General features: G+C 66.0%; 21 protein-coding genes and 1 tRNA gene. 12 read left to right on the top strand and 10 right to left on the bottom strand.

The features are described from left to right. Positions 1-120: 120 nt before the first annotated feature. On the bottom strand, positions 121-489 hold the full coding sequence (locus OHA77_RS16450) for a DUF4440 domain-containing protein (protein ID WP_406318934.1): 369 nt from the start codon (positions 487-489) through the stop codon (positions 121-123). A 165-nt stretch (positions 490-654) separates the two neighbouring features. On the opposite strand from OHA77_RS16450, the gene OHA77_RS16445 reads away from it, so the two are divergent. The 3 genes from OHA77_RS16445 (at position 655) to OHA77_RS16435 (ending at position 2,802) form a co-directional block, all read left to right on the top strand. Continuing rightward, positions 655-1,554, top strand: a complete 900-nt coding sequence (locus OHA77_RS16445; RefSeq protein WP_406319831.1) for an Imm10 family immunity protein — start codon at positions 655-657, stop codon at positions 1,552-1,554. A gap of 250 nt (positions 1,555-1,804) precedes the next feature. Beyond that, complete coding sequence (locus OHA77_RS16440; protein ID WP_406318933.1) at positions 1,805-2,446, top strand: hypothetical protein; 642 nt, start codon at positions 1,805-1,807, stop codon at positions 2,444-2,446. Between the two features lie 276 nt (positions 2,447-2,722). Next, positions 2,723-2,802, top strand: a tRNA-Thr gene (locus OHA77_RS16435). 132 nt (positions 2,803-2,934) lie between these two features. Here OHA77_RS16435 and OHA77_RS16430 read toward each other — a convergent pair. The 4 genes from OHA77_RS16430 to OHA77_RS16415 all read right to left on the bottom strand — a co-directional run bounded on the left by OHA77_RS16430 (position 2,935) and on the right by OHA77_RS16415 (position 4,634). Next, the gene (locus OHA77_RS16430) at positions 2,935-3,594 is read right to left on the bottom strand and encodes a rhomboid family intramembrane serine protease (protein ID WP_406318932.1); all 660 of its coding nucleotides are present in this window, start codon (positions 3,592-3,594) and stop codon (positions 2,935-2,937) included. Between the two features lie 56 nt (positions 3,595-3,650). Then, on the bottom strand, positions 3,651-3,833 hold the full coding sequence (locus OHA77_RS16425) for a transposase (protein ID WP_406318931.1): 183 nt from the start codon (positions 3,831-3,833) through the stop codon (positions 3,651-3,653). A 130-nt stretch (positions 3,834-3,963) separates the two neighbouring features. Then, positions 3,964-4,377 (bottom strand): type II toxin-antitoxin system VapC family toxin, encoded by a 414-nt coding sequence (locus OHA77_RS16420; protein WP_406318930.1) that lies wholly within the window; start codon positions 4,375-4,377, stop codon positions 3,964-3,966. Continuing rightward, a complete protein-coding gene (locus tag OHA77_RS16415; protein WP_326819780.1) occupies positions 4,374-4,634 on the bottom strand; it encodes a CopG family transcriptional regulator in 261 nt (86 codons plus the stop codon). Before OHA77_RS16415 ends, OHA77_RS16420 begins: the two co-directional genes overlap by 4 nt. A 114-nt stretch (positions 4,635-4,748) precedes the next feature. Between OHA77_RS16415 and OHA77_RS16410 the strand changes: the two genes are divergently transcribed. The 6 genes from OHA77_RS16410 (at position 4,749) to OHA77_RS16385 (ending at position 7,542) form a co-directional block, all read left to right on the top strand. Continuing rightward, positions 4,749-4,916 (top strand): hypothetical protein, encoded by a 168-nt coding sequence (locus OHA77_RS16410; protein WP_406319985.1) that lies wholly within the window; start codon positions 4,749-4,751, stop codon positions 4,914-4,916. After that, a complete protein-coding gene (locus tag OHA77_RS16405) occupies positions 4,871-5,302 on the top strand; it encodes a transposase (RefSeq protein ID WP_406318929.1) in 432 nt (143 codons plus the stop codon). Before OHA77_RS16410 ends, OHA77_RS16405 begins: the two co-directional genes overlap by 46 nt. A 152-nt stretch (positions 5,303-5,454) precedes the next feature. Next, positions 5,455-5,949: a hypothetical protein gene (locus tag OHA77_RS16400; protein ID WP_406318928.1), complete on the top strand. Its 495-nt coding sequence runs from the start codon at positions 5,455-5,457 to the stop codon at positions 5,947-5,949. Positions 5,950-6,283: 334 nt separating this feature from the next. After that, a complete protein-coding gene (locus OHA77_RS16395) occupies positions 6,284-6,928 on the top strand; it encodes a hypothetical protein (protein WP_406318927.1) in 645 nt (214 codons plus the stop codon). Continuing rightward, a complete protein-coding gene (locus OHA77_RS16390) occupies positions 6,928-7,164 on the top strand; it encodes a helix-turn-helix domain-containing protein (protein ID WP_406318926.1) in 237 nt (78 codons plus the stop codon). Before OHA77_RS16395 ends, OHA77_RS16390 begins: the two co-directional genes overlap by 1 nt. Positions 7,165-7,293: 129 nt before the next feature. Beyond that, the gene (locus OHA77_RS16385; protein ID WP_406318925.1) at positions 7,294-7,542 is read left to right on the top strand and encodes a hypothetical protein; all 249 of its coding nucleotides are present in this window, start codon (positions 7,294-7,296) and stop codon (positions 7,540-7,542) included. Between the two features lie 20 nt (positions 7,543-7,562). On the opposite strand, the gene OHA77_RS16380 is transcribed toward OHA77_RS16385, so the two are convergent. Then, on the bottom strand, positions 7,563-7,697 hold the full coding sequence (locus tag OHA77_RS16380) for a hypothetical protein (protein ID WP_406318924.1): 135 nt from the start codon (positions 7,695-7,697) through the stop codon (positions 7,563-7,565). Positions 7,698-7,844: 147 nt separating this feature from the next. On the opposite strand from OHA77_RS16380, the gene OHA77_RS16375 reads away from it, so the two are divergent. Continuing rightward, positions 7,845-9,302, top strand: a complete 1,458-nt coding sequence (locus OHA77_RS16375) for an MDR family MFS transporter (protein ID WP_406318922.1) — start codon at positions 7,845-7,847, stop codon at positions 9,300-9,302. A 361-nt stretch (positions 9,303-9,663) separates the two neighbouring features. Then, positions 9,664-9,954: a YiaA/YiaB family inner membrane protein gene (locus OHA77_RS16370; protein WP_326819782.1), complete on the top strand. Its 291-nt coding sequence runs from the start codon at positions 9,664-9,666 to the stop codon at positions 9,952-9,954. A 37-nt stretch (positions 9,955-9,991) separates the two neighbouring features. Here OHA77_RS16370 and OHA77_RS16365 read toward each other — a convergent pair whose 3' ends face one another. The 4 genes from OHA77_RS16365 to OHA77_RS16350 form a co-directional block, all read right to left on the bottom strand. Continuing rightward, positions 9,992-10,642, bottom strand: coding sequence for a response regulator transcription factor (locus tag OHA77_RS16365; RefSeq protein WP_326819783.1), 651 nt, complete (start codon positions 10,640-10,642; stop codon positions 9,992-9,994). Between the two features lie 46 nt (positions 10,643-10,688). Further along, on the bottom strand, positions 10,689-11,822 hold the full coding sequence (macS, locus tag OHA77_RS16360; RefSeq protein WP_406318921.1) for a MacS family sensor histidine kinase: 1,134 nt from the start codon (positions 11,820-11,822) through the stop codon (positions 10,689-10,691). A gap of 443 nt (positions 11,823-12,265) precedes the next feature. Further along, positions 12,266-13,483, bottom strand: coding sequence for a hypothetical protein (locus OHA77_RS16355; protein WP_406318920.1), 1,218 nt, complete (start codon positions 13,481-13,483; stop codon positions 12,266-12,268). 51 nt (positions 13,484-13,534) lie between these two features. Further along, entirely contained in the window at positions 13,535-13,840 is a 306-nt protein-coding gene (locus tag OHA77_RS16350; RefSeq protein ID WP_406318919.1) for a hypothetical protein, read from the bottom strand. Positions 13,841-14,282: 442 nt separating this feature from the next. Between OHA77_RS16350 and OHA77_RS16345 the strand changes: the two genes are divergently transcribed. Beyond that, positions 14,283-14,462, top strand: coding sequence for a hypothetical protein (locus tag OHA77_RS16345; RefSeq protein ID WP_406318918.1), 180 nt, complete (start codon positions 14,283-14,285; stop codon positions 14,460-14,462). Positions 14,463-14,613: the final 151 nt, after the last annotated feature.

The following is a 14,613-nucleotide window of genomic DNA, read 5'->3' as shown; positions in this document are numbered from 1 at the left end:
TCGGCGTACGGCATGGGCGCCGGTCCCGGACGGCGGTACTGCGGGCCGTAGCCGTACCGCAGGCCCGCCGTATCTAACGTGCGCACCACACCCAGCGCCGCGCCTCCGCCCGGTCGACCCTCAGTCGGCACTCAGCGTTCCCTGATGGAAGTACAGTCGCCATCCCTGCGCCGAACGCCGCCATATGGAGCTCCGGCGCGCCCGGCGGCCATTGTTGTCAGAGACATAGGTCAGATGAACGATCCCAGGAGCAAGAAGCCTGCCCTCCATGTCGCTCACCGCGATCGGAACCACCGATGGATCCGGATCTTGAGAGAGCGCGGTGATGAGGGAGAGACGATCCCAGCGACGCCCAGAGGCCCCGATCTCGGTGAATTCAGGGTCCATAAGCTCACCCATGAGCACCGCCGAGGAGCGAACCTCCGGATCAAGGAGGCGGATCTCTCCGGCGATCGCAGCCTGGATCGGATCATCTTGTTCGCCGGCCATGCTGATCAACCTATAAGGCGATGCCTCCGGCGAGGAGCTCCGGCTCCGGGATGAGCAGGCGGGCGCAGCATGCGCTTGGAGCGCACCCCTGATCGGACGTAGCCGGTCAGGAAAGACGCCCGATAAGCTCCTGTTCTCGTTCGCTCGACAAAAAGGCACGTGAGCATGTCGTCCGACCGCACGCATGAACTCTGCATCGAGATCGGACGGGCCGTGAAGGCTGACGCCCCGGACGGCTGGCAGGAGGTCGATGTCCGTCGCTGCCAGCTCGGCACCTTCAGCACAACCGTGATCACCTATCAGATGGCAGATGGATCGCGGCAGATTCGACCTGTCGAGGGCCTTGACGGCCTTTTCCACCAGTTGAAGATGGCCGAGTACAAGCCGGACGAGGGGACATGGTTCGTCTGTCGACTCGATTACAGCCCGCGCGGTAAGTCGTATAACTCCATGATGCACACCTTCGTTGCGGAGTCGCCCTTCGCCCAGGACATCGAGGTGCCCGCTTCGGCCTACATGGAGGAACTGACCATGTTCCCGCGCAAGCCATCCCTCACACCGCCATGGATGCGCGCCGCTTGGCCCGAAGACGTGCCCCTGCCAGAAGTCAGCTCCGCCCCCGCCCCACCGGTGGACAGGGCACCCGGCCCTGTCTGGCCTCCTCTGGGAACTATGGTCGTGCGAACCGTCGGTCGAGACGACGACTCGGAGACGATCGTTTTCGGAATGGCCGAACACGAGGACGGCACCGGGAACGCCTTGATCTTCATGATGTCCACCGAGACGCCGGACGAGCAGGAGACCGGGCCGGACCTGGACACGTACTGCGTCCTCCGGGAAGACCAGGCAGGTACCACCTATGGCGGCGTTACGCACGGCGAGATCGCCGCCGGCCGTTTGATGCTCCACTTCACCGAGGAGGCCGCGAAGGAACTGAACGTGGAACCGATCGTCCGGGTCGATCTCCAGATCGATGACAAGGACGTCGATCTCCTCCGGAGCAGCCTGCGAGAGATCTTGCTGTCTGGCCGTCACAACCAGCATCCCCACCGCATGCGCCTCTGACCGTCACGCCATCAGCGTGCCGTCAGCCGGCAAGGCTTCCGCCAATGGGTGTGGGCCGAACAGAGCCTTTGCCACATCTCGTGGCCGGGTGGTGACCGGCTCAGGATGCTCTTCCGCTTCGCGAGTTCGACGATGAATCGGTGCGGCACGTCGACATCACCCGGACCCGGCGGGCGGAAAAAGTCGCTGACGGCTGCGCGGTCGTACAACAGTGGATCGTCTAGGTCGTGGAACTCTAGGATGCCGTTTCATGCCCTCCGTGATCTTAGGCGGCCTCGCTGCCGCCCTTTTGCTGGTCTCCACCACTCCCGCCGGGGCCGCCGCCCCGGCCAAGCCGCTGAGTCCAGCCCAGTTGCGCGCTGCCCTCATCACACCTGAGGATCTGGGCGATGGTTTCACCCCCAACATGAAGCGCTACCGCGAGGCGCTGGACTCTAGAGCGGCACGTACAAAGAAGTGCGTGAAAGCCATCAAAGCGCTGAAACCCCTCCTCGCAAGTAAGGCGGCGGTCTTCATCGACAAGGAGGGAAAGCCGTCAGGCGTCCAGCAGTTCGCCATAAGCGGCGCCCCCACCAAGATGGCCCCCTGGCAGACGGTGGGCAAAGTCATGGTTCGTGACTGTGCAAGGGGCAGTGCGAGTGCCGATGACGGCAAGGAGACCATCACCAAGCTCTCCATCGGCAAGCTCGGGGACTGGGCGTACGGGATCAGGTACAGCAAGACGGTTCCCGAGGCGAACCTCAGTCCGGTCCACGCGGCGGATGTTGTGCTCGTCAGAGTCAAGAACACCGTCATGCTGCTGGTGAGCGACGGTTTCTTCGCAACATTCGATCCCGGCCTGAGCAAGCGGGCCGCGAGGGTGGCAGTGCCAAAGCTGCGGGACGCCCAGTAAACGGTCTCGGAGTAAGGGCGGCCGTTTCGTAGCAGATTCGCCGTGCTCGGGGTTGGAGCCCTCTGTGTCAAGCTCAAGTGGGACACGTGCCAGACCATGTCGTCACGGAGGTGCTTCAGCCAATGGAGATCGTGCACGCGAAACGGTGACCGGGCCAGTCGGCCGGGCGGCGCAAGAAATGACCTGGCCAACTCGGATGCCGACAACAGCCCCGGACGGATCCGGACGACCATGCACCGAAAGACCCCGCAGAGTCCGCCCGACCAGGCACGCAAGGCAGCCATGGACGGTCCTGGACGATCATCCCTTAACTCGTAATGAAGGGGTCTGGGGTTCGATTCCCCAAGGCGGCTCCAGCTCGGAGGCCCTCGCCGGATATCCGTGAGGGCTTTTGCCGGCAGCGCCGTGGGAGCCGATGGCTCCGGCATATGTGGATGATCCGACCCTCCTGCCATGAGCGACGCTCGCTCGCCGATACCGCGGGCCTTTCAGAGCCCGAGTTCGTCCAGTTCCTTGAGCAGTGCGGCTTTGGAGTCCTGCTGCGGGGAGGTCGGGGTCGGCCGAGGGCGATTGCGGTCGCGGAACAGCCAGCCGCCCAGTAGGCCGGCGAGGAAGCCGAAGAGGTGAGCCTGCCAGCCGATGCCCTGCTGGGGCAGCAGCCCGGTGAATTGATAGGCGAAGGACAGGGCCATGATCACGCCTACGACGATGTCGATCAGATGCCGGTCGAATGCGCCGCGCACCAGTATGTAGCCGAAGTAGCCGAAGACGATGCCGCTCGCGCCGGCGCCTGTGCTCTGCGGGTCAGAGGTGAACCAGGCGCCGAGGCCACTGACCAGGATGATGAGTCCCGTCACACCGAAGAACTTGGCGACGCCCCGATAAGCGGACAGGAAGCCGAAGATGAACAGGGGGCCCGAGTTGGCCTCGATGTGTTCCCAGCTCCAGTGGAGGAATGGCGCCGATACGATGTCGGGCAGGCTTGCGGGGTTCCACGCCTGCACGCCGTGCTGATAGCTCAGTGCGTAGCCCGATGCCCAGTTGGCGATCTGCATCATCCAGATGACGGCCAGGAACCCGGCCATTGTCCAGAACGCCTTGCGGGCCTCAGCGATCATAATTTCGGCCGCACGCCCTTTGTCCTCCATCTGCTTCCTCCATGTCTCTCCGCGTCTATGCGCGGGATCAGTATCGGAGTGAAAGATCACAAATGTAGTAGCAGGGCGCGGCCACCCTCGATTCGAACGCTCTGTTCCGCCTGCCAATCGAAGTCCGCGGCCACCTGCCTGATCGACCGGTCACCCCGCTGGCACAACTCGACGATCTCGGCCTTGAACTCCGGCGTGAACGAACGGCGAGGCCGAGGCTTCTTCTTCCCCATGCTCATCCATGACGGACATCCTTCCGGGGACGAACCCCTGATCTCAGATGTCCGTCAAACCGGGTGAACCGCTCCGGTTTCGATGGAGACCTTGATGTACCCCGAGTTCAGTGGAGTCAGCCGAACGGGGCATCGCTCAAATCTTGATGACGGTGACGCGTGCACCGCACAGTGCGGCGAGGTCGTCGGGGTCAGAGGTGAGGACCGTGACGGGGCCTGGGGCAGCAAGGGCGGTGGCGCTGAGCATGGCATCGATGGCGTACTTGTGCCCGTGCAGGCCGGCGTTGGACAAGAGTGTGGCGGCGTGGCGGGCGATTGGTTCGGTGACCGGCTCGATGACAAGGCGGGACAGGGTCCACTCCAGAGCCGGCCGGTTGACACGAGGGTGGACCACCTCGACGAGGATGGCGGCAGAGGTGATGACGCGGAGGTCGTCGGCACGGGCGAGAGCAAGCCATGCGGTGACCGTACGGTCGCGTAGGACGGCCATGGCCAGTCCTTCGCTGTCGAGCACAAGAGTGCCGCCGGGAGCAGCGGGAAAACGGGTCACGCGGCCGCCCCGCCACTGGCCTGTCCTCGCCGGGCCTGGTGGAGTTGGTCGCGCAGCGCCTGGACCTCGTCGTCGGTGATGGGGCCGTGCTCGGCCTCGGCGACTTGGATGAGTTCGCTGAGGTTGTCGCGCTCGATCTGACGGGCGACGGCAGCGGCGACATAGGCGGACAGGCCGGAAGGGCCGCTCCGGGATCGGGCTGCCTCAGCGATGTCGCGCGGCATGGTGATCGAATACTTACCGGTAGGCTCGCTCATGCTCTCTATCCTACCTCTCATCCTCCTGCGGTCGCCGGCGGTAGATGATGCATTGGTAAGAGCTGATCGATCTCCTGTGTTCCCTCGCAGCGTCCCGCCAGATGTGCCCGCTGCATGCCCGTGCCGGGTAAGAACTCCTGGCAGTTGGCCGATCATCTCGGGCATCCGACTGCTAACCCGATCGAGTGGCTGTTGTCGCGGGCTGCGTGGGACGCCGGAGTGTTGCGTGATGAGGTGTGCGCGTATGTGGTGGAGCATCTGGGGATCCTGGAGGGGTGCTGATCGCTGATGACACGCAAGCGATCAAAAAGGGTGACAGGTCGGTCGGGGTGGCCCGCCAGTACTGCGGGCTGACCGGCCAGGGCGAGAACTGCCAGGTGATGCCGATGCTCACCTACGCTTCCGAGGCGGGGCACGCCTTCATCAACCGGCGGCTGTATATGCCCGAAGGCTGGCTGGTGATGGGCGACGGCGCAGGGCGGCGGGAGTGCGGAGCAGGTGGCTTTCGCGACCAAGCCTCAGCAGGTGGTCGACATGCTCACCGAGGAGCGGCAGGCGGGCATGTCGTTTCGCTACCTGGCTGCAAACTCCGGCTATGGCCGGGATCCGGGCCTGCGTGCCTTCTGCCACACCAACAAGATCGCCTATGTGATGGCCGTCCCGGTTGATCTGCCGTGCCGGCTGTCCGGGGCGGCGGTGAGCCGGTCGGACATGTGCTGGATCGCTTGCCGGCCCAGGGCAGCCCGGGCCTGTGGGAGCGCCGCTCGTGCGGTGAGGGGACGAAGGGCGCACGCGCCTACGACGGGCGGCGGTCGCGGTGATGCTGGTCGGACAGCTGCCCGCTGACGGTCACACCCTGCTGATTCGCCGGAGCGTCAGCGACCCTGCCGAGGTCGAGTTCTTCTTGGCCCACGCCCTGGCCGGTACGCCCGTCACCGAGCTCATCGGTGTCGCCGGGCTGTGCTGGAAGATCGAGGAGAACAATGAGACCGGCAAGGATCTGCTCGGCCTGACCGAGTACCGGGTCCGCAAGCGGGATGGCTGGCACCGTCATGTCACTACGGCCATGCTCGCGCTGGCCTTCTCGCTGTCAGCCGCGCACAGCCGGCTGATCAGATCACCCCTGAGCCGGTCCTGCTCGCCGTCGACCAGGGAAAAGGCCCTCGCCGCCTGGCCGGGGGAGCAGAGCCCCGAACACCAAGAAGGACTCTCCGACGAGGGAGAGTTTTGGGGGAGAACGGGGTCTCAGGCTGAGCTCTTGACGGCCTGGGCGAAGACGTCCGCGGCGGTGGCGGCCTGCTCGCGGATGACGTGAGCATAGACGCGGAGGGTGATCGCCGGATCGGCGTGCCCGAGCCGGGCCGCCACGACGTGAACGGGGACGCCGGCCAGGAGGACTAAAGAGATCCTTGGTCTCGTCGGCATCGAACCCACGGTGTGAGCAGTCACCGACCTCGAAAAGGTCGAGATCGGACGACATGCCCTTCGAACTCGCCTGCACCCTTCCGGTTTGAGTCCGCCACACCCCGGCGGCCCGCCGCGTCCGTCCATCCATCCATCCGGCGGTTTCATGGAGCGCGGCGATTGCTTCACCTTCCATATCGAGTTATTGTTTTTCGATAATATCGAATATCGATAAGGGGACTGAGATGGGACAGTCGACATCCGGGTCCGACTCGGCGCGGGCGCGGCACGGTTCCTGGCTGAAATGGCTGTACGCGGCGCTTCTGGCGGCGCTTCTCGCCGCCACCCTTCTTTCGATGCGGCAACTCGTCGAGAGCGTCACCCTGGCGTTCGGCCAGGGGGCCACGGTCTCGGTGGCGATCCCGGTCGACAGGATCCGCATCGACCCTCCGTTGCCGCCGAACGTGGAACTCGCCGGCGACCACCTCCAGGCCGTGGTCCGCTCGGCGAACGGGAGTCTCGCCACCGGGGTCTACCACCTCTTCACCTGGCTTCCCCCGGTCGCGGTCAACATCCTGTCCTGCTGGTGGATGGTGCGGCTTCTCGCTGCCGGACGCGGGAGCGACCGATCCCTGTTCTCTGCGAGGACGACCCGCAACCTCCGTCTGGTCGGTGTGCTTCAACTCGCCGGCGCGTTGGTGATCCCGCTCGCCGAGAACATGATTCAGGGCACCCTCTCCATCCACGTGATCAGCGCGGGCGCCTACTACGATGACCTGTCTCCATACGGTTTCAGTGGCGGCGCTCTCATCGGTCTCTCCGCGCTGGCCGTGTCCGAGATCATTCGGAAAGGACGGCACATGCTTGAGGACCTCGAAGGAACCATCTGATGAAGGATGAGGGCCGAGCCCACGGCATCGAGCTCACACTCGACGAAGTACTCGCTGAGCGTGACATCACCCTTACGGAGCTGTCCCTTCGAGTGGGGATAACGTTGGCGAACCTGTCGATCCTCAAGAACGGCCACGCGAAGGCGATTCGCTTCAGCACCCTTTCCCGAATATGTCGAGAACTCGACTGCCAGCCTGGCGATCTGTTGCGGTACAGCGAACCCTTCTCATCCTGAGGCCGATGAGCGCGCCTGGGCATACCGAAACTTATGATCGGCTCAGTACCGGCAATGACAACGGGAGCTGGGGAGCCCTCCTCGGCTCGGTGACCTGCGGAAGATCGTGTTGCCGGCGCGTGGCGTCCTGTGACCGACAACCTCGGGAAGTGGCCGGCCGACCGAGTGGGCGTCGGAGGTGGCCGTAGTACCGCCGATCGCGCGGCGAGGAGATGCACGGTCATCCTGATCGCTCACCGCCTGTCGACGGTTACCGATGCCGATCAGATCGTCGTGCTGGAGCACGGCCAGGCGCGCGCTGCCGGCACGCATGCCGGCCTCATCAGCGGGGATCAGCCCTACCGCGAACTGGCGGAGACCCAGTTCCTGGCGGTCTGATGAGGTGATCTCAGCGGCTTTCACGTCAGGCAGCCGCGTTCGCTCAAGTGGCGCGAGGCGCGCGAGAGGGCGTTGCGGGTGTAGGTGTCGAGAGGCCAGCCGTCGGCCGGGTTCTCGCCGGGGGCGCGGACGCCTCGGTTAAACCCGGGTGACATTTCGCATCATTGCCAGAACGCTGGACGCGGGCGATGAGTTTTGTCGGTGGTGTAGGTCAGTCTGTATATGACCGCAACGTCTTGTGAGACCCAAGGCTGGGACGCCAGCCATGAACACGCCATGTCCGATAGCCCGATCGAGGTATCGTGTCCGTCCCCCAGCTTGACTCACTCGCCAAATCTGCGGCCGCCGTCCCGGGTCGTACCCCGGCCGTGATCCGGCTGCTGGTGCTCGCCACATTCGTGGTCATCCTCAATGAGACGATCATGATCAATGCGATCCCGCAGCTGATGAGCGCGCTGCACATCACCGAGCAGACCGCGCAGTGGCTCTCGACCGCCTTCATGCTGACCATGGCCGTCGTCATTCCGATCACCGGGTGGTTCCTGCAGCGGGTGTCCACCCGCCACGCGTACACCACCGCGATGGGTTTGTTCCTGCTCGGCACGGCGTTGGCCATCGTCGCGCCGTCGTTCGAGGTGCTGTTGGGCGCCCGCATCATCCAGGCGTCCGGGACGGCGGTGATGATGCCGCTGCTGATGACCACGCTGATGCAGGTGGTGCCCGAGGGGGACCGAGGCCGGGTGATGGGCAACGTCTCCCTGGCCATCTCGGTCGCGCCTGCGATGGGCCCGACGGTCTCGGGAGTGATCCTCCAGTTCGGACGCTGGCAACTGCTGTTCGCCGTGGTGCTCCCCATCGCCGCCGTGATCGCGTGGCGCGGCCTCGCGCAGCTCAAGAACGTCGGAGAGCCACAGTTCAGCACCATCGACTGGTTGAGCATGGTGACCGCCGCCGCCGGCTTCGGCGGCCTGGTCTACGGGCTCAGCCGGTTCGAGGGCGGCGACGCTCGTGTCGCCGCCGCTATCGTCGCGGCCGGCCTGGCCACCATCGCCTTCTTCGTCGTCCGCCAGGTGGTGTTGCAGAAGCGCGGAGCGCCGCTGATGGACCTTCGCATCCTGCGCCACCGCACCTACACGGTCGCGTTGATCCTGATGTCGGTGGCCTTCATGGCGATGCTCGGCTCGATGATCCTGCTACCGCTGTACCTGCAGAACGTCCGCGAGCTCAGTCCTCTGCAGACCGGACTCCTCGTGATGCCGGGCGGCCTCGCGATGGGGCTGCTCGGTCCGATCGTCGGCCGCCTGTTCGACCGGTTCGGCGGCCGGGTTCTGGTCATCCCCGGCGCGATCGGGATCACGCTCGCGCTCATCGGTTTCACCCAGGCCACGATGACCATGCCGTTCTGGCAGCTCCTCGGTCTGCACGCGCTGCTGATGGTGAGTCTGGCCGCGACCTTCACTCCGGTGTTCACCCTCGGGCTCGGAGCGGTTCCCCCGCATCTCTACTCCCACGCCAGCTCGCTCCTGAGCACATTGCAGCAGGTCTCCGGGGCCATCGGCACCGCGCTCGTGGTCACCGTGATGAGCGCGCGAACCGATGCCCTGAGATCCGCGGGGGTCACGGAGGCGCTCGCCACCCTCGGCGGCATGCGGCTGGCCTTCGTCATCGGCGCGGTGCTGTCCGTGGTCGTTGTCGTCACCGCTCTACTCCTGCCGGCCCGAGCGGACAACGTCGGCGAGGTCGAGGGATCCGGCCGATAGGAACGGCCACGATCGTTGGCGGTCCTCTTCTCACCCTCCAAGTAATGAGGCTCGACCGGGTGACCGATGAGGCTGATATTCCAGCCGGAGGTCACTCGTCGCCCAGCGACAGTTCGTCCAGCGGCAGGGACCGCAGGACGTCCTCGGCATCGAGGATCTTCCCGGCGGTGACGACACCGGTAACCCGGCCGCCGCCGGACGGGATCCGCCCGGCGCCTCCACCACGATCGGCGCGGTGACGGCGCAGATGTCGCGGCCATCGGGCCTACGCTCGACGAGCGTCTGTCTGGGGTCACGTACTCAGCTGGGCCGGGTACGAATACTCAGGCGCCCGGTCGGCCGGTGCCGGACCCTTGACGGTATGGACAAACCACTCCAGCCCGCCATGACCGCCGCCTACTACGCGCAGTCCGTCATCTCCTTTGTTGTGGCGCTCGGCAGCGTGGCGCTCGGAATCGTCTTCCTGCCGATCGATCCCTGGGTTCGCGCGTTTCTCGCGATCTCCGTGCTGTACACCGTGACGTCCGCCTTCGGTCTGGCCAAGTGCGTGCGCGACCGGCAGGAACTCGTCAGCGTGTCAAGCCGCGTCGACCAGGCACGCCTCGACAAACTGCTCTCCGAGCACGATCCCTACAAGGTCGACGGTCTATGAGCCGTCTCTCCGACCGCATGTGTCGGTGTCTCGTCGCCTATGCCTCGTCGAGTCCCCGCTCGATCGCATAACGGACGAGCTCGGCCCGGTTGTGGAGCTGGAGCTTGTTCAAGGTGTTCTGCACGTGGTTCTGCACGGTCCGGTGGCTGAGCACCAGGCGTTCGGCGACCTGCTTGTACGACAGGCCCTTGGCGACGAGGCGAAGCACCTCGGTCTCCCGGTCGGTGAGGCGTGGCCCGTCGTCGAAGGGCCGCTGCGTGGCAAGGCGGCGATACTCGCCGAGCACCAGCCCGGCCAGACCGGGGGTGAACACCGGTTCCCCTTCGGCTGTGCGCCGGACGGCGTCGAGGAACTCCTCCCGGCTCGCCGACTTGACGAGGTAGCCGGAGGCCCCGGCCTTGACCGCCTCAAGCACGTCCTCGTGCTCGCCGCTCGCCGACAGCACCAGCACGCGGGGCGGATGGTCGGAGGCGGCCAGCCCTCTGGCCACCTCCACTCCGGGCAGGTCGGGAAGCCGCAGGTCGAGGACGACCACATCGGGGCGGATGGCGGCGGCGACGCGGAGCGCCTGGCGGCCCTCACCCACGGTCGCCACCACCTCGTACGTGGCGTTCTCCAGGTCGCGGGCGACCGCGTCCCGCCACATCGGGTGGTCGTCCACCACCATCACCCGCAGAGCGCTGGTCATGCCGTAACTGTAAACCGGCCCATGTTCCCGTCCAGAGCGGGTGGGCCTACCCGTGGCCGGGAGGCCGTGCGCGGACGGGGATGATCAGCTCGACCTCGGTGCCCTGACCGGGCACGGACGTGAAAGCGACGGTGCCGCCGAGCCCGGCGATCCGGCCTCGGATGGACTGCGCGATGCCGAGCCTGCCCTCCGCCTCCGCGTCCGAAAGGCGTCCCTCGGGGATGCCGGGACCCTCGTCGCGCACCGTGATGGTCATCGAGACGCCGTCGTCCTCGGCGAGGATCCAGGCCCTCGCGTCTTCGCCGCAGTGCCACCGGACATTGTCGAGCGCCGCGCCCACGGCCGCGACGACCTCGCGAGCCTGACCGGCGGGGAGCGGCAGAGGGGTCGCGGGTGTCGACACGGTGACCGTCGCCGTGGTGTACCGGCGTAACCGGGCTCCCACGTCGACGAGGCCCGCGCCGTCCTGCTCCGCCGAGTCCGGCCCGCTACGGATCATCTCGCGCACCGCCGCTTCCTGCTCTCCGGCGAGCCGTCCCAGTTCGGCGGCTTCCCCGCCGATCTCCAGCCCGCGGCGTTGCACCAGTGTCAGTACCTGGAGAACAGAGTCATGGATGCCACGAGCGAGCCGCTCGCGTTCTCGGCCGGCCGCCTCTATCTCGACGGCCCGTTGCAGTTGTTCTTCCGCCTGTTTGGTGAGCCGGGCCACATGGCCGACCACGGTTCCGGCGAGGATCAGCAGCACGGCTCCGTTGACGGGGACGGAGAGGTCGAATCCACGCAGGCCGCGCAGCCACAGGTCGCCGAGCGCCAGCACGACCGCTACGACGGCGCCCGCCCGCCGCCCGCCGTACACGGCCCAAGCGAGAACAGGCCCGCCGATCCAGGTCGCCGTGACCGGCATCACACCGGCCGGTCCGGCATCAGGTCCCTGGACGTACGGCGAAGCCAGCATGCAGCCGAGAGTGACGAGAACGTCCATCACCAGTAGCGGACGGCTTCTTGCGGTCGAGTACGCGATGGTGGTGGTCGCGGTCCAGACCGTCATCACGCCGAGGACGAGCCAGCCCGCGACGGGACGCTGGTAGCCGCCGGCACCCGCCAGCAGCAGTGCGGCGTATCCCAGGGAGGCGATGCGGTACACCGCGATAGCACGCCAGAACGACCCCTCGATCCCCATGCGGCCCCATCACGCTCGATTGGCGCTGTTGCTGGTGGCCCGACTATATGGTGGCTCGCGCCGGATGGGCGTTCCACCGAGCGGGCCTGCCCGCGCAGGAGGGCGAGGTTGCGTCCATGGATGTGGTGCACAGCAATCCGGTACGGCAACGCCGCCTTAGACGATCACACGCCACCGGCCCACAGCTACCGCCTGAGCAGGCCGAGACGCTGCTGACAAGGCGTCTGCCCTTGCCTTGGAAACAGAAGGTCAGGGGTTCGATTCCCCTCGTCGGCTCTGCATATGAAGCCCTTGAACAGGGACCTTGTCCAGGGTCTTCTCGTTTGTCAGGACATAGCCGACCGCAAGGACGGGTCCTCCCTGAAGAGGGGAGCCGACCGGTGGTGAACTCAAACGCCTCTGAACCAGCCGGTACCGCGCGGTACCGGCGTCGCGAGCGCCTCTCAATACAACTTGTCGATGACTGTCCCGAGGAAGCGTTTGTCCCACGCGTCGCCGAACTGCTGCGGGAAGTAGGAATTGCGCATCTGCTTGGCTATCTCCGCCTGCCCGCTCTGTTCCCCGATCCGCTGCCTCTCGCTCGTGGTCAGTGGCGCCTCTCCGGCGTTCCGGCGGTCGGTTTCGGCCTGCTCGACCGCGTTCTCGTAGCTGGCGTGGTAGTCGTACCCGTAGTTGGTCCACGACCCATCATGGTTACCATGAGCCTTGTCGTACTGGCCGCCGAATTTGATCGCGAGCACCTCGCCCGCCGCCTCCTCGTCGATCGCGGCGGCGATGTACTCTTCGCGGCTCATCAGGAGAGGATCCGGTGTCCCGTCCCGGCGCGCGTGATTGACCTCGTGCACCACGGCGCCGGCCATGTCTTCGGGTGTGGTGGTGGACCCGGAGGTGTCCACCTGGATTATGTTGAACTCGTCGCTGTACAGTCCGGCCACCAAGGGGTCTCCGAGGTCCTGGTACAGGATGGTCACGCCGTGCTCCCGTGCCCATGCGAGTGCCTCCCGCCCCATGGGCGTGGCGTTGAGTATCTGCTCCGTCTCGCGCCGGGCCTGTTCGTCGGACTTGAACAGGCCGACGTTTTTGATCATGATGGGGAGTGGTACGAGGGAGTAGGCGACGCTGACTACGGCGGCTATGGGCAGCAGGTTCCTTGCCTGCCGTACGGTGTTGGTCGTGATCTGCCCGATGTTGAGCTTCAGCCGCTCCAGCAGATAGCGGAGCGAGCGGCGGGAGGCGGCCACCCGTAACGCGGCCCAGATCCCTCCGGAGGGGCCGCTCAGCGCCGCACGCATCAGCGCGAGCAGCAGCATGGCCAGGAAGTAGATGACGAGACCCTTCCAGACGACCCGGAAGAGCACCACGGCCAGCGTTCCCAGCCCGGTCAGGTTGGCGGCGGCTCCGCTCTTGGCCAGTGTCTGCCGCAGCCCCTCCTCATCGTTGTACTCGCGGTCGAAGGCGTCGACGTCGTCTCCGCTGTTGCGCGCCGACACCAGCTCCGCCACCTGGTCCAGCTGGGTGGAGGCCGCTTTCACCTCATCCCCCAGGTCGAACCAGGCACGGGCTGACCGCAGGCGGTCGTCCTCGTCGGGGTCCGGCCACGGCGCGTCATCTCCCAGCAAGCCGTGCAGCGACGCCAGCCCAGCGGGTAGTTCCAGGCCCATGGGCCCTCACCCGGCCAGTTCAGCGGGTAGTTCCAAGCTCATGGTCACCACTCACCTGTCCGTGACGCGCTGGACGGTGTCGCCCGCGCCCTGTTCGGCCGCGGCATGCGTGGCGGCCGCCTTGAAGAGGCGGGCCGCTTGATCGGCCGCCCGGTCGGTCAGCGAGCTCAACGCCTGGGGCGCTTGCTCCATGAGCCGGGCGTACTCCTCGTCGAATTCCGCTCCCGGGTGCCGTGGATCCCCCGACGCCCGCCCACCGGTCCCGGTCAGCGCTCGGCGCAGTGCCGACGCGAGTCGGCGGGCCGCATCCTCCGTCTGACCCCGGGCGTCGGCCAGCGACGTATGGTCAACTCGCATCGCCTGTCGCTCCTTTTCCGGCATGTCCGCCGATGACCTACCGGGCAGAGTAGCAACCTAGATCACCAAAGGGAGGGCTCCCGGTCCGGCGGCTTTTACGGGCTCGCGACCGGGCACGTGCGGACGCCCTCCCGGACACCTGGCGAAGGTCGGCGCCCGCTTCTGCACGCCGAGGACGAAGCGGCTGCCCTTGCCTTGGAAACAGCGGGTCAGGGGTTCGATTCCCGCGTTGGCTCTGCCACGCAGAAGACCCCTGAACAGGTATTATGCCCTCAGGGGCCTCGTCGCTTCTGAGGTTCAGCCTGTCTTCCCGATACGACACCTTCTCCGCGGCTATCCTCACGGTATGAGTGCTCAGCCTGTCCACCCACACGTTCCTGGTGAGCCTCGGGTGCCGCGTACCGTCGAGGGGATCGCCACCGCCCTTCAAGGCGGTCGACGGATGGAGTTCTACCGCGAGCTTGGTCAGGCACCCTTGGACCAGGCCGAGGCGATCCTGCGCCGTTGGTGGTGTGAGGCGATGCTCGACACTGATCCCGAGGCAGATCAGATTCGCGAGGCCGCGCTGGAGGGCACCCTGCCTGTCACCACTCTCGCAGATGTCCTTGCTAGCCGAGAGTGAGCTTCCCCCCGTAGCACGGCCACCTCACCTGAGTTGACCCTGTGTCGGCTGGGAAGGAAGTGCTTCGTGCCCGCACCTCAATCGAGTTCCGTCAGCGTGCCGTCGAGCTTACCCGTAAGGGCGATAAACCGGTCTCTGTCCTTGCTGAAGA

The sequence above is a fragment of the Streptosporangium sp. NBC_01639 genome, assembly GCF_045209755.1.
GTDB lineage: Bacteria > Actinomycetota > Actinomycetes > Streptosporangiales > Streptosporangiaceae > Streptosporangium.
Note: the sequence above shows the minus strand (reverse complement) of the source record. Positions and strands in the feature narration are given on the sequence as shown.

Bases quoted from the DNA above. Each gene is read 5' to 3' on its own strand.
- macS (WP_406318921.1), bottom strand. From the start codon at position 11,822: ATGGGGATCGAGGGGTCGTTCTGGCGTGCTATCGCGGTGTACCGCATC.
- OHA77_RS16350 (WP_406318919.1), bottom strand. From the start codon at position 13,840: ATGCGAGTTGACCATACGTCGCTGGCCGACGCCCGGGGTCAGACGGAG.
- OHA77_RS16395 (WP_406318927.1), top strand. From the start codon at position 6,284: ATGGGACAGTCGACATCCGGGTCCGACTCGGCGCGGGCGCGGCACGGT.
- OHA77_RS16355 (WP_406318920.1), bottom strand. From the start codon at position 13,483: ATGGGCCTGGAACTACCCGCTGGGCTGGCGTCGCTGCACGGCTTGCTG.
- OHA77_RS16400 (WP_406318928.1), top strand. From the start codon at position 5,455: ATGCTGGTCGGACAGCTGCCCGCTGACGGTCACACCCTGCTGATTCGC.
- OHA77_RS16380 (WP_406318924.1), bottom strand. From the start codon at position 7,697: ATGTCACCCGGGTTTAACCGAGGCGTCCGCGCCCCCGGCGAGAACCCG.
- OHA77_RS16415 (WP_326819780.1), bottom strand. From the start codon at position 4,634: ATGAGCGAGCCTACCGGTAAGTATTCGATCACCATGCCGCGCGACATC.
- OHA77_RS16390 (WP_406318926.1), top strand. From the start codon at position 6,928: ATGAAGGATGAGGGCCGAGCCCACGGCATCGAGCTCACACTCGACGAA.
- OHA77_RS16365 (WP_326819783.1), bottom strand. From the start codon at position 10,642: ATGACCAGCGCTCTGCGGGTGATGGTGGTGGACGACCACCCGATGTGG.
- OHA77_RS16410 (WP_406319985.1), top strand. From the start codon at position 4,749: ATGCCCGTGCCGGGTAAGAACTCCTGGCAGTTGGCCGATCATCTCGGG.
- OHA77_RS16450 (WP_406318934.1), bottom strand. From the start codon at position 489: ATGGCCGGCGAACAAGATGATCCGATCCAGGCTGCGATCGCCGGAGAG.
- OHA77_RS16445 (WP_406319831.1), top strand. From the start codon at position 655: ATGTCGTCCGACCGCACGCATGAACTCTGCATCGAGATCGGACGGGCC.
- OHA77_RS16370 (WP_326819782.1), top strand. From the start codon at position 9,664: ATGGACAAACCACTCCAGCCCGCCATGACCGCCGCCTACTACGCGCAG.
- OHA77_RS16345 (WP_406318918.1), top strand. From the start codon at position 14,283: ATGGAGTTCTACCGCGAGCTTGGTCAGGCACCCTTGGACCAGGCCGAG.
- OHA77_RS16425 (WP_406318931.1), bottom strand. From the start codon at position 3,833: ATGAGCATGGGGAAGAAGAAGCCTCGGCCTCGCCGTTCGTTCACGCCG.
- OHA77_RS16440 (WP_406318933.1), top strand. From the start codon at position 1,805: ATGCCCTCCGTGATCTTAGGCGGCCTCGCTGCCGCCCTTTTGCTGGTC.
- OHA77_RS16430 (WP_406318932.1), bottom strand. From the start codon at position 3,594: ATGGAGGACAAAGGGCGTGCGGCCGAAATTATGATCGCTGAGGCCCGC.